11 protein-coding genes are annotated in these 12,640 nt (G+C 50.3%); 7 read left to right on the top strand and 4 right to left on the bottom strand.

Going from position 1 to position 12,640, the window contains the following annotated elements; genetic code table 11:
- Positions 1-34 precede the first annotated feature (34 nt).
- Genes fruA through fruB form a run of 3 tightly spaced genes read right to left on the bottom strand, consistent with a single transcriptional unit; the run spans position 35 to position 3,811 of the window.
- On the bottom strand, positions 35-1,726 hold the full coding sequence (gene fruA, locus A9587_RS00080) for a PTS fructose transporter subunit IIBC (RefSeq protein WP_001516718.1): 1,692 nt from the start codon (positions 1,724-1,726) through the stop codon (positions 35-37).
- A 16-nt stretch (positions 1,727-1,742) separates the two neighbouring features.
- Positions 1,743-2,681 (bottom strand): 1-phosphofructokinase, encoded by a 939-nt coding sequence (gene fruK / locus A9587_RS00085; protein ID WP_001516719.1) that lies wholly within the window; start codon positions 2,679-2,681, stop codon positions 1,743-1,745.
- Positions 2,681-3,811 (bottom strand): fused PTS fructose transporter subunit IIA/HPr protein, encoded by a 1,131-nt coding sequence (fruB, locus tag A9587_RS00090; RefSeq protein WP_000487268.1) that lies wholly within the window; start codon positions 3,809-3,811, stop codon positions 2,681-2,683. The genes fruK and fruB overlap by 1 nt, the downstream gene beginning before the upstream one ends.
- Positions 3,812-4,178: 367 nt before the next feature.
- Here fruB and setB point away from each other — a divergent pair, with 367 nt between their 5' ends.
- Positions 4,179-5,360 carry a sugar efflux transporter SetB gene (gene setB, locus A9587_RS00095; protein ID WP_000551958.1) on the top strand — a complete coding sequence of 394 codons (1,182 nt, stop codon included), beginning with the start codon at positions 4,179-4,181 and terminating at the stop codon, positions 5,358-5,360.
- Here the strand turns inward: setB and A9587_RS00100 are convergent.
- Positions 5,357-5,611, bottom strand: a complete 255-nt coding sequence (locus A9587_RS00100; RefSeq protein WP_016262150.1) for a YkgJ family cysteine cluster protein — start codon at positions 5,609-5,611, stop codon at positions 5,357-5,359. The two genes, setB and A9587_RS00100, sit on opposite strands and share 4 nt — an antisense overlap.
- Positions 5,612-5,765: 154 nt before the next feature.
- On the opposite strand from A9587_RS00100, the gene yeiP reads away from it, so the two are divergent.
- The 6 genes from yeiP to A9587_RS00130 all read left to right on the top strand — a co-directional run bounded on the left by yeiP (position 5,766) and on the right by A9587_RS00130 (position 12,601).
- On the top strand, positions 5,766-6,338 hold the full coding sequence (gene yeiP, locus A9587_RS00105) for an elongation factor P-like protein YeiP (RefSeq protein ID WP_001136827.1): 573 nt from the start codon (positions 5,766-5,768) through the stop codon (positions 6,336-6,338).
- Between the two features lie 221 nt (positions 6,339-6,559).
- Entirely contained in the window at positions 6,560-8,026 is a 1,467-nt protein-coding gene (locus A9587_RS00110) for a mannitol dehydrogenase family protein (RefSeq protein WP_105263639.1), read from the top strand.
- Positions 8,027-8,144: 118 nt separating this feature from the next.
- The gene (gene yeiR, locus A9587_RS00115) at positions 8,145-9,131 is read left to right on the top strand and encodes a zinc-binding GTPase YeiR (protein ID WP_000198840.1); all 987 of its coding nucleotides are present in this window, start codon (positions 8,145-8,147) and stop codon (positions 9,129-9,131) included.
- Between the two features lie 38 nt (positions 9,132-9,169).
- Positions 9,170-9,874 carry a Kdo(2)-lipid A phosphotransferase gene (gene lpxT, locus A9587_RS00120; protein WP_001516724.1) on the top strand — a complete coding sequence of 235 codons (705 nt, stop codon included), beginning with the start codon at positions 9,170-9,172 and terminating at the stop codon, positions 9,872-9,874.
- 421 nt (positions 9,875-10,295) lie between these two features.
- Positions 10,296-10,862, top strand: coding sequence for a bifunctional murein DD-endopeptidase/murein LD-carboxypeptidase (mepS, locus tag A9587_RS00125; protein ID WP_000241011.1), 567 nt, complete (start codon positions 10,296-10,298; stop codon positions 10,860-10,862).
- A 182-nt stretch (positions 10,863-11,044) separates the two neighbouring features.
- Positions 11,045-12,601, top strand: a complete 1,557-nt coding sequence (locus tag A9587_RS00130; protein ID WP_000470617.1) for a cyclic di-GMP phosphodiesterase — start codon at positions 11,045-11,047, stop codon at positions 12,599-12,601.
- The last annotated feature ends 39 nt before the right edge of the window (positions 12,602-12,640 follow it).

Raw genomic sequence — 12,640 nt, forward strand, 5'->3', positions numbered from 1 at the left:
GGCAGAAAATTCCTGCCCTGCAGTTCACGTTTTATTATGCTGTTTTCGCTACAGCGTCCACTTCCGGACGTTTCAGGAAAGCATAGGCCAAACCTGCCACCAGCGTACCGGCAATGATTGCCACCAGGTATCCCAGAACCGGCGTAATTGCGCCAGGGATCAGCAGAACAAACAGACCACCGTGCGGTGCCATCAGTTTCGCACCAATCGCCATAGAGATTGCACCAGTCAGCGCCCCACCAACGATACAGCACGGCAGTACTCGCATCGGATCGCGGGCGGCAAACGGAATTGCACCTTCAGAAATAAAGCACAGTCCCAGAACCAGAGCCGCTTTACCGCCTTCCTGCTGCGCTTTGTCGAATTTGCGACGTGCCACCATCGTAGCCAGCCCCATTGCCAGCGGTGGCACCATACCTGCCGCCATAATCGCCGCCATCGGGCCATAGGTTTGAGTACTCAGCAGACCCACACCAAACGCGTACGCCGCTTTGTTTACCGGACCGCCCATGTCAGTACACATCATTCCACCGAGGATCGCCCCCAGCAGAACCGCATTCGCAGTCCCCATAGTTTGCAGCCAGTGGGTCAGGCCTTCGAGGATGCCAGCAACCGGTTTACCAATCAGGTAGATCATCGCCAGACCCACCACCAGGCTGGAAACTAGCGGAATGATCAGAATCGGTTTTAGCGCCTCCATACTCTGTGGCAGTTTCAGTTGCGTACTGATTAACTTCGCAATGTAACCGGCCAGGAAACCCGCAATAATACCGCCAATGAAGCCAGAACCGGTGCTGACCGCCAGCATACCGCCAATCAGACCCGGAGTAAGCCCCGGACGATCGGCAATAGAGAAAGCAATATAACCCGCCAGTACCGGAACCATCAGCGCAAAAGCTGAACCGCCGCCAATCTGCATCAGCGCCGCAGCAAGCGTCCCTTGCTCTTTAAATGCTTCAATACCAAAAGCAAAAGAAAGCGCGATACACAGACCGCCAGCAACCACCATCGGCAACATGTAAGAAACGCCCGTCAACAGGTGACGATACGCGCCTGCACTCTCTTTCTTAGCTTCAGAGCTTGCCGTTTGGGCTTTACCTGCTGGCTCATAAGGCGTCGCTTCAGCAACCGCTTTATCCAGCTCCTGCGCCGTTTTCTTCAGCGCCAGTCCGGTAGAAGTGCGGTACATGGGTTTACCGGCAAATTTTGCCAGATCGACTTCAATGTCTGCCGCCACAATCACCAAATCCGCTGCCGCCACTTCTTCAGGCGTGATGGCATTCCCCGCACCAACAGAGCCACGGGTTTCAACTTTCACCCACCAACCGCGTTTTTTCGCTTCAGTTTCAATGGCTTCAGCCGCCATAAAGGTGTGTGCCACGCCGGTTGGGCAAGCAGTAACCGCAACCACGCGTTTCGGGCCGCTGGCTGCAACCGGTGCTGTAGCAGCTACCGGCGCAGTGTAAGGTTTCGCATGGCCTTTGGCTTCGCTCAGGAACAGCTCCGGATGCGCGACGGCCCGGGAAATATCGCCCAGCCAGACATTTTTACCGTTCAGCGCGCTATCGTTCGGGATGGAATCACCAAGAACAATCGCCATTTCAGCGTCGTTAGGATTATCGATGATTTCCAGTTTTGCTTTTCGCGCCGCCGCGCCCAGCAGGGTCTTCGCCATATAGGCGCGTGCCTGACCGAGATTAGCGTCAATAATCAGCAGCGTTTTCATTATGCCTCTCCTGCTGTCAGTTAAAAGGTTGTAAGTCGACGCGCGCCATCATTGCGGCCAACTGCGGACGATCGGTAATACCTACATTACTTTGACTTACCGCCAGGGCTGCAACAGCCGTCGCCAGACGCAGTGTGTGTTCACTGGATTCACGCATTAGCAAGCCATAAATCAGGCCACCAACCATAGAATCCCCTGCGCCAACGGTGCTTACGACATCGACTGCCGGTGGTTTGGCGATCCATTCGCCGGAGGCATTAACCCAAAGCGCGCCTTCGGCACCCAGTGAAATTACAACATGCGCGATACCTTGTTCACGTAGCGCATGTGCAGCTTCAATGACATCTTTCATTTCAGGCAGTTTACGACCCGCCCAGATTTCCAACTCACGGCGGTTAGGTTTCACCAGCCATGGTGCCGCTTTCAAACCAGCCACTAACGCTTCACGGCTACTATCAAAGATAATGCAAGGACACTGACTACGCAGGCGAGTCATCCAGTCGGTGAATGCTTCCGGGCTGACACCTGACGGTAAACTACCGCTGACACAGACCATATCGAACTGACCAAGCCAGCTTAAAGAATCCGTCACAAAGCGTTCCCAGTCGGCTGGAGTAACTTCGAAACCAGAGAAGTTGAGATCGGTGACTTCACCGTCTTTTTCTGTCAGCTTGACGTTAATGCGGGTACGCCCCTGGACAACCTGGAAACGGTTGGCAATGCCCAGCTCGCTGAACAGTTGCTGAAAACCGTCCTGATTGTCTTTGCCGAGGAAGCCGCCAACGGTGACATCAATCCCCAGGTCTTTTAAAACTTTGGCCACGTTGATGCCTTTACCCGCTGCATGCAGACCGGTGGTTTTCACCAGGTTCACTTCGCCGCGTTCAATTTCCGGGCAGAAACCGACAAGGTCATAGGCCGGATTGAGGGTGATCGTAGCAACACGTCTGCTCATTACGCGCCCTCCCCAAGACCGGCGGCGATGGCGTCGCCAATGGCTTTCAGCGCCTGTTCAGCATCTGCTCCCTGGGCGGTAAAGCGTAGGCGATGACCTTTCTTAACGCCAAGTGCTACAACTTTCATTAGACTACGTCCATTTGCCGGTTTGCCGGTGCCATCAAGGTTTGTCACGGTAATATCACTGTTAAATTGTTTAATGGTATTGACCAGCATGGTGCCTGGGCGGGCATGCAGGCCGTGTTCATTGCGCACCACAAACTCCGCGCTTAACACGTCGTCGGTCGGCACATCATCGCTGGTCAGCAGCGCCAGCAACGTTGCTGCATCAGCTTTCAACAGACGTTCAGCCTTATTGTCGATCAGCAGGTCGCTCAGACGCTTAAGTACCGCGACTGGCTGATCGTCATTCATCGCCACACTCACCAGCATGGCTGCCGTTTCGCCTTCAACATCAAAAGCATTTGCCGCACGGCTTACCGCAATGGCGCTGCGCAGGTTGCCTTCGGCACTATCGTTCAGCCAGATCCCCTGCCCGAGGTTCAACGGCTGTTCATTGATGGCTTTGGTAACAAAAGCGGTATCAACCGCGCCCGCTTCTTTCAGACGAGCAGCATTCAGCGCCTGAAGAGTCAGCAAATCGCTGGCGACGATATCCAGCGTCAGCATTTCGTTATCAAGCTTCAACTGTTCACTCTGCTTTTCGCCCATCAGCAGTGCGCGCAGTTCTTCTGCAGTGGTGGCTGATTTCAGTTGTTCAGCAACGGAATCATCGCTCAGGACGTGCGTCAGTTGACGCAACAGCCCCAGATGTTCATCCGAGCTGGCGGCAATACCGATAGCAACATACGCCACCTGACCTTCGCCCCATGTCACGCCTTCCGGGAACTGAAACACCTGAACGCCGGTTTTCAGTACCTGATCGCGGGTGTCGGTGGTGCCGTGTGGAATAGCAATACCATTGCCGAGGAACGTTGAGGTTTGCTGTTCGCGCGCCAGCATGCCATTGACGTAACCTTCAGCGACATTACCGGCCTGCACCAGCGCCGCAGCGACCTGGCGAATCGCCTCTTCTTTGTCTCCGGCCTTTTCGCCCGGATGGATGTCCTGTACGGATAACTGGAACATAGTTCTCCTCTCTTGCTGAATTGAAACGATTCAGCTTCTATGAGAAAAAAAGCGCTAACCTGGCTTAGGGTTAAAGACAAGATCGCGCTGAAACGTTTCAAGAAAGCATAATACTTCTGTTTCAGCACGCAAGGGATGGCGCTAAATTATGTACAAAAGTTTGATGTGCTGCACATTTTTTTGCCGATAATCTGAATCGCTGATGGCGAAATTTGTTATCAACATGATCATTTCAGCAGCGTCAGCAAAGGTTCAACAAGAGTGAAATAGCATTTTGATTATTCATGGCGAGTTTGATTTCACTGACTGTTTATTTTCTGACAAGCGGCGTAAACTCCGCGTCTTCATCTTTCAGTGATCGACCAGCATGCATAATTCCCCCGCAGTCTCCAGCGCGAAATCGTTTGACCTGACATCAACGGCATTCTTAATTGTTGCCTTTCTCACCGGCATTGCAGGCGCTCTGCAAACCCCAACGCTCAGTATTTTTCTTACCGATGAGGTACACGCCCGCCCGGCAATGGTGGGATTCTTCTTTACCGGCAGCGCCGTCATCGGGATTCTGGTCAGCCAGTTTCTCGCCGGGCGCTCCGATAAGCGCGGCGATCGTAAATCACTGATTGTCTTTTGCTGCCTGTTAGGCGTGCTGGCCTGCACCCTTTTCGCCTGGAATCGCAACTACTTCATCTTGTTGTTTGTCGGCGTTTTTCTTAGCAGCTTTGGCTCTACCGCCAACCCGCAGATGTTTGCTCTTGCCCGTGAACATGCCGATAAAACCGGGCGTGAAGCAGTGATGTTCAGCTCTTTTTTGCGCGCCCAGGTTTCACTGGCATGGGTCATCGGCCCGCCGCTGGCTTATGCCTTAGCGATGGGTTTCAGCTTTACGGTGATGTATCTCAGCGCGGCGGTAGCGTTTATTGTTTGCGGCGTGATGGTGTGGCTGTTTTTACCGTCGATGCAAAAAGAGGTTCCGCTGGCGACCGGCACGGTTGAAGCACCGCGGCGTAACCGTCGCGATACGCTATTGCTGTTTGTCATTTGTACGTTGATGTGGGGTTCAAATAGCCTGTACATCATCAACATGCCGCTATTTATTATTAACGAACTACATCTTCCAGAAAAACTGGCGGGTGTGATGATGGGGACCGCCGCCGGGCTGGAAATCCCGACGATGTTAATTGCCGGTTATTTTGCCAAACGTCTGGGTAAGCGGTTCTTGATGCGCGTAGCAGCCGTGGGTGGCATCTGTTTTTACGCAGGTATGCTGATGGCACATTCACCTGTCATTCTGTTGGGCTTACAGATGCTGAATGCTATTTTTATCGGTATTCTTGGCGGTATTGGGATGCTCTATTTTCAGGATCTGATGCCCGGCCAGGCGGGTTCAGCAACCACGCTCTATACCAATACATCACGTGTGGGCTGGATTATCGCCGGTTCAGTAGCCGGAATAGTCGCAGAGATCTGGAATTATCATGCAGTGTTCTGGTTTGCGATGGTGATGATTATCGCCACCCTGTTCTGCTTACTGCGGATTAAAGATGTTTAAGGCGCGGTCAGTATTTCCAGATCGATAAGCCAGGTCATTGCCTGCTGACGCGTGTCGCCGCACATTTCTGCACTGGCTTGTAAGCCTGCGCAGACTCTCGGGCGCAGTGGCGAGGTAAAAATTTTACAGCGTTGCTGTTCATCGAGCTGAATGCAGGGTGTATTGGCGGGCTTGCCATCTGGCATACCCGGAATAGGGCTGGAGATTGAGGGGGCGGTACAACACGCCCCGCAATCCGGACGGCATTCCATACATTGTTCTCTTCAGGTTAACCACCGGATTGATGAGCGCGCACAGTACCACCTTTTTTGCACCAGCAAAAGTGCGAATACCTCTTGCCTGAAATGGCCGTCGCGAGTAGTTTGTCGCGATATTTTTGACATTTTCGACTACAGGAATTTTTCGATGCCAAGAGCGAACGAAATTAAAAAAGGTATGGTTCTGAATTACAACGGCAAATTGCTGCTGGTTAAGGATATTGATATTCAGTCCCCCACTGCCCGCGGTGCCGCTACGCTGTACAAAATGCGCTTTTCTGATGTCCGTACCGGGCTGAAAGTAGAAGAGCGTTTCAAAGGTGATGATATCGTTGACACCGTGACGCTGACCCGCCGCTATGTTGACTTCTCCTACGTTGATGGCAACGAATATGTCTTTATGGATAAAGAAGACTATACGCCGTATACCTTCACGAAAGATCAGATTGAAGAAGAACTGCTGTTTATGCCGGAAGGCGGTATGCCTGACATGCAGGTTTTGACCTGGGACGGCCAACTGCTGGCACTTGAACTGCCGCAGACCGTTGATCTGGAAATCGTTGAAACCGCACCAGGCATTAAAGGTGCTTCTGCCAGCGCACGTAACAAACCGGCAACATTAAGCACCGGTCTGGTGATTCAGGTGCCAGAATACTTAAGCCCGGGCGAAAAAATCCGTATCCATATCGAAGAACGCCGTTACATGGGGCGTGCTGACTAACTTCAGCCACATTCAAAAAGGGACTGCTCAGGCTGTCCCTTTTTTAATTTATTATACCAATCTGCTATTTTGTGCTTACTGAACGCCTTCCGCCCGTAAAATTTACTCGTTGATTGATCGCCCTCACACTTCATTGCATTAACAATCCAGACCAATTTCAATTGCTGTCATATAACTTTACACTGCCATTGTTAATTAATCGTTACTGAGACGTGACCTCTATGAATACTATTGCCTCCGTTACGCTCCCCCATCACGTACACACTCCATGCTACGATCGCCAGCAATTGAAATCCCGTATCGTTCATTTTGGCTTTGGAGCCTTTCACCGCGCACATCAGGCATTATTAACCGATCGTGTGCTGAATGCGCAGGGTGGCGACTGGGGAATTTGTGAAATCAGCCTGTTCAGCGGTGAGCAATTGATGAGCCAGCTTCGCGCACAAGACCATTTATACACTGTGTTAGAGAAAGGTGCAGACGGCAATCAGGCGATTATTGTCGGTGCCGTTCACGAATGCCTGAATGCAAAACTGGATTCATTAGCAGCGATTATTGAGAAATTTTGCGAACCGCAGGTGGCGATAGTTTCCCTGACGATTACCGAAAAGGGGTATTGCATCGACCCGGCCACCGGCACGCTCGACACCAGCAATTCGCGCATTATTCACGATCTACAAACGCCGGAAGAACCTCATTCCGCACCAGGCATTCTTGTCGAAGCACTGAAACGCCGCCGTGAACGCGGCCTTGCGCCATTTACCGTGCTCTCCTGCGACAATATTCCCGACAATGGCCATGTGGTGAAAAATGCGGTGTTGGGAATGGCAGAAAAACGCTCACCAGAACTCACCGAATGGATAAAAGAACACGTCAGCTTTCCGGGAACGATGGTTGATCGCATTGTTCCGGCAGCAACCGACGAATCGCTGGCGGAAATTAGCCAGCATCTGGCCGTGAATGATCCCTGTGCGATTAGCTGCGAACCGTTTATCCAGTGGATAGTGGAAGATCACTTCGTTGCAGGACGTCCAGCCTGGGAAGTCGCAGGTGTACAACTGGTGGATGATGTTTTGCCCTGGGAGGAGATGAAACTGCGCATGCTTAATGGCAGCCACTCTTTTCTCGCTTATCTGGGTTATCTCGCAGGGTTTGCCCATATCAGTGATTGCATGCATGACCGCGCATTTCGCCATGCCGCCAGAACGTTAATGCTGGATGAGCAAGCGCCGACGCTACGGATTAAAAATGTCGATTTGACGCAATATGCGGATAAGTTAATTGAACGTTTTGCCAATCCCGCACTGAAACATAAAACCTGGCAAATCGCGATGGATGGCAGTCAGAAATTACCGCAACGCATGCTGGCGAGCATTCGCATTCATCTGGCGCGCGAAACAAACTGGCCGTTACTGGCGTTAGGAGTCGCAGGCTGGATGCGCTATGTGAGCGGCGTTGATGATGCCGGAAATGCCATTGATGTTCGCGATCCGCTCAGCGATAAAATTCGCGATCTGGTTGCGGAAAGTAGCAGTGAACAACGCGTTAGCGCCCTGCTTTCTCTGCGTGAAGTTTTCGGTGATGACCTGCCCAATAACCCGCATTTTGTGCAGACAATCAAAAATGCCTGGCAACAAATAGCGCAGTTTGGAGCGCATCAGGCACTGTTAAATACCCTCAAAATTTAACGATTTCTGCGGTTAAGGTGGACGGAGGCATGCTTCGTCCGCTCCTTCTCTTCTCTTTTCCAGCTTTTTTAGCCAGGATTAACGCACAGTTAACTAATCTGATTATTGCGGAGCCGTTGTGACCAGGACCAACCTCATCACCGGTTTTCTCGGCAGCGGGAAAACGACGTCAATTCTTCATCTATTAGCCCACAAAGATCCGCAAGAAAAATGGGCGGTGCTGGTTAATGAATTTGGTGAAGTCGGGATAGATGGTGCTTTGCTCGCTGACAGCGGTGCATTACTAAAAGAGATCCCCGGCGGCTGCATGTGCTGCGTTAATGGCTTACCGATGCAGGTGGGGCTGAATACCTTACTGCGCCAGGGAAAACCAGACCGCTTGCTGATAGAGCCTACAGGGCTGGGCCATCCAAAACAGATCCTCGATCTGTTAACCGCTCCGGTTTATGAACCGTGGATCGATCTGCGCGCCACGTTATGTATTCTCGATCCTCGCCTGCTGCTGGATGAAAAAAGCGTCAATAATGAAAATTTCCGTGACCAGTTGGCTGCCGCAGACATTATTGTCGCCAATAAATCCGACCGAGCGACGTCCGAAAGCGAGCAAGCGTTGCAACGCTGGTGGCAACAAAATGGTGGCGATCGGCAATTAATTCACAGCGAACATGGGCAAATTGATGGTCATCTTCTGGATTTACCCCGTCGCAATTTAATCAAATTACCCGCCAGCGCCGCCCATTCACATCAGCATACCGTGAAAAAAGGGTTAGCCGCGTTAAGCCTGCCAGAGCATCAACGCTGGCGTCGCAGTCTCAACAGCGGACAAGGGCATCAGGCCTGCGGTTGGATATTCGATGCTGATACGGTGTTCGACACCGTTGGCATTCTGGAATGGGCGCGGCTTGCACCAGTGGAACGCGTGAAAGGCGTGATGCGTATTCCTGAAGGACTGGTGCGAATCAACCGTCAGGGCGATGACTTGCACATTGAAACGCAAAACGTGGCACCACCGGACAGTCGCGTTGAGCTGATTTCCAGCAGCGAAACTGACTGGAATGCCTTACAGAGCGCGCTGTTGAAGCTTCGTTTAGTGACCAACGCGTAAGGTTGCTTGCGTTTTTCAGTAAGATGATTAGAGAAAATATGATTAAAAATTTGCCGCAAATAGCGTTGTTAAACGTTGTCGGCCTCGCGCTGTTTCTTTCCTGGTACATTCCCGTCAATCATGGATTCTGGTTGCCGATTGACGCGGATATTTTCTATTTTTTTAATCAGAAACTGGTCGAAAGCAAGGCTTTTTTATGGCTGGTCGCATTGACCAATAATCGCGCTTTTGACGGCTGTTCACTGCTGGCAATGGGACTGCTGATGCTGAGTTTCTGGCTGAAAGAAAACGCCTCCGGCAGACGCCATATCATGATTATCGGTCTGGTCATGCTGTTAACCGCAGTGGTATTAAACCAGTTGGGCCAGGCATTAATTCCGGTAAAGCGAGCCAGCCCGACATTAACATTTGCGAATATTAACCGCGTCAGCGAACTGTTATCTGTGCCAACAAAAGATGCCTCGCGAGATAGTTTTCCTGGCGATCATGGCATGATGTTGCTTATTTTTTCTGCATTCATGTGGCGTTATTTCGGAAAAGTCGCAGGCGTCATCGCCCTTATTATTTTTGTGGTATTTGCATTTCCCAGAGTGATGATTGGCGCACACTGGTTTACCGATATCATTGTCGGTTCCCTGACTGTGATATTGATTGGTTTGCCCTGGTGGTTGATGACGCCATTAAGTGATCGATTAATCACCTTCTTTGACAAATCATTGCCAGGAAAAAGAAAACATTCCTAAAACAAATAACTCACAGTAATTAACATCATCAGGTTTATTTTCATAGACCGGATAATCCTGATGATGCACTGCGTTGCTTTCGTTCATCGAGTAAAATAGTCATTCTCTAACTAAATGAATGGATTGCATGCTTTTTGCTCAATCGTTCTTTAATTGACCAATCCCGGTTATTAACTTTCTGTATCACTTTTTCTTATAAAAAATCATGTAAAACCCCTCGCCAAGACCGCGCCAATCGGGTAATCTCGAACTCGTTTTGCCTCGGCGGTAAATTATCCTCACAGCATATAATTTTGTGCGTTAGTCCACAGATTTGGCCTTAGGGAATTGTTTCAACATGCCCAGGTAATTAGTCTCGTCTCGCTTGGCATTTTTTTATAACGATATTTGTCGTTAAGGACTTCAAGGGAAAACAAACAACATGGTCAAATCTCAACCGATTTTGAGATATATCTTGCGCGGCATTCCCGCGATTGCAGTAGCGGTTCTGCTTTCTGCATGTAGTGCAAACAACACCGCAAAGAATATGCATCCTGAGACACGTGCAGTGGGTAGTGAAACATCATCACTGCAAGCTTCTCAGGATGAATTTGAAAACCTGGTTCGTAATGTCGACGTAAAATCGCGAATTATGGATCAGTATGCTGACTGGAAAGGCGTGCGTTATCGTCTGGGCGGCAGCACCAAAAAAGGTATCGATTGTTCTGGTTTCGTACAGCGTACATTCCGCGAACAATTTGGCTTAGAACTCCCTCGTTCAACTTATGAACAACAGGAAATGGGCAAGTCAGTTTCCCGCAGTAATTTGCGTACAGGTGACTTAGTTCTGTTCCGTGCCGGTTCAACGGGACGCCATGTCGGTATTTATATCGGCAATAATCAGTTCGTTCATGCTTCCACCAGCAGTGGTGTTATTATTTCCAGCATGAATGAGCCGTACTGGAAAAAGCGTTACAACGAAGCACGTCGGGTTCTTAGTCGCAGCTAATAAACCGTTTGGATGCAATCCCTTGGCTATCCTGACGAGTTAACTGAAGGCACTGCTTAAGCAGTGCTTTTTTATTTTCATCCATTATAGAAAATGATGTTTCCATGCCTTGATCCAGGCTATAGTCCCGTCATTCTCTTCTACTTCAGCGTTATCGTAATCTCAGGAATATTAACGGAACTATGTTCATACGCGCTCCCTCTTCCGGACGTAAGATCCTGCTTACCTGCATTATTGCGGGCGTGATGATCGCGATACTTGTCAGTTGCCTTCAGTTTTTAGTGGCCTGGCATAAACATGAAGTCAAATACGACACCTTGATTACCGACGTACAAAAATATCTTGACACCTATTTCACCGAGCTGAAGTCCACTACTGATCACCTCCAGCCACTCACCTTAGATACCTGTCAGCAAGCCAACCCTGAACTGACTGCACGTGCGGCATTCAGTATGAATGTACGAACGTTTGTGCTGGTAAAGGATAAAAAGAGTTTCTGTTCTTCTGCGACTGGTGAGATGGACATTCCGCTCAATGAACTGATTCCGGCGCTCGACATTAGTAAAAATATTGATATGGCAATGTTGCCTGGCACACCGATGGTGCCCAACAAACCCACGATCGTCATCTGGTATCGCAATCCTTTATTAAAAAATAGCGGCGTTTTTGCAGCATTGAACCTGAACCTGACGCCGTATCTTCTCTATAGCTCTCACCAGCAAGATTTCGATGGTATAGCACTCATTATTGGTAATACTGCGATATCGACCTTTACGCCGCATTTGATGAACGTCCGCGAGTTAACCGGCACGCCGGTACGTGAAACCAAAATCGCAGGCATTCCGCTGACTGTTCGACTTTATGCTAACGACTGGACATGGAGTGATGTGTGGTACGCGTTTTTACTGGGTGGAATGAGTGGAACTGTCGTTGGCCTGCTCTGCTATTACCTGATGAGCGTGCGTATGCGCCCTGGCAGAGAGATTATGATGGCCATCAAGCGTGAGCAGTTTTACGTGGTGTATCAACCGGTGGTTGATACACAAACGCTGCGGGTAACGGGCCTGGAAGTGTTACTGCGCTGGCGTCATCCGGTAGTGGGTGAAATCCCCCCGGATGCCTTCATTCATTATGCCGAATCGCAAAAGATGATTGTGCCACTGACCCAGCACCTGTTTGAGCTGATTGCTCGTGACGCGGCAGAATTACACAACGTACTGCCGGTGGGCGTAAAGTTTGGTATTAACATTGCGCCGGATCATTTGCACAACGAGAGCTTTAAAGCCGATATACATCGACTGCTTGCCTCCCTGCCCGCTCACCATTTCCAGATTGTGCTGGAAATTACCGAGCGCGATATGTTGAAAGAACATGAAGCGTCACAACTCTTCGCATGGCTGCATTCTGTCGGCGTGGAAATTGCCATTGATGACTTCGGCACCGGACACAGCGCGCTTATCTATTTGGAACGTTTCACGCTCGATTACCTGAAAATTGACCGCGGTTTCATCAATGCCATAGGTACGGAAACGGTCACCTCACCAGTGCTTGACGCGGTGCTGACGCTGGCGAAGCGTCTCAATATGCTGACAGTTGCTGAAGGGGTTGAAACGCCGGAACAGGCACGCTGGTTACGCGAACGTGGTGTTAATTTCCTGCAAGGTTACTGGATTAGTCGCCCTCTGCCGTTGGATGATTTTATCCGCTGGTTGGAGAAACCGCATACGCCGCAGTGGTAAGGAGTGCTTGTGTCCCTTATTATTCATAGAGAAAGCATG

The sequence above is a fragment of the Escherichia sp. MOD1-EC6162 genome, assembly GCF_002965125.1.
In the GTDB taxonomy this organism is placed as follows: Bacteria; Pseudomonadota; Gammaproteobacteria; order Enterobacterales; family Enterobacteriaceae; genus Escherichia; species Escherichia marmotae.

Bases quoted from the DNA above. Each gene is read 5' to 3' on its own strand.
- yeiP (WP_001136827.1), top strand. From the start codon at position 5,766: ATGCCAAGAGCGAACGAAATTAAAAAAGGTATGGTTCTGAATTACAAC.
- fruK (WP_001516719.1), bottom strand. From the start codon at position 2,681: ATGAGCAGACGTGTTGCTACGATCACCCTCAATCCGGCCTATGACCTT.
- A9587_RS00110 (WP_105263639.1), top strand. From the start codon at position 6,560: ATGAATACTATTGCCTCCGTTACGCTCCCCCATCACGTACACACTCCA.
- lpxT (WP_001516724.1), top strand. From the start codon at position 9,170: ATGATTAAAAATTTGCCGCAAATAGCGTTGTTAAACGTTGTCGGCCTC.
- setB (WP_000551958.1), top strand. From the start codon at position 4,179: ATGCATAATTCCCCCGCAGTCTCCAGCGCGAAATCGTTTGACCTGACA.
- mepS (WP_000241011.1), top strand. From the start codon at position 10,296: ATGGTCAAATCTCAACCGATTTTGAGATATATCTTGCGCGGCATTCCC.
- A9587_RS00100 (WP_016262150.1), bottom strand. From the start codon at position 5,611: ATGGAATGCCGTCCGGATTGCGGGGCGTGTTGTACCGCCCCCTCAATC.
- fruA (WP_001516718.1), bottom strand. From the start codon at position 1,726: ATGAAAACGCTGCTGATTATTGACGCTAATCTCGGTCAGGCACGCGCC.
- A9587_RS00130 (WP_000470617.1), top strand. From the start codon at position 11,045: ATGTTCATACGCGCTCCCTCTTCCGGACGTAAGATCCTGCTTACCTGC.
- fruB (WP_000487268.1), bottom strand. From the start codon at position 3,811: ATGTTCCAGTTATCCGTACAGGACATCCATCCGGGCGAAAAGGCCGGA.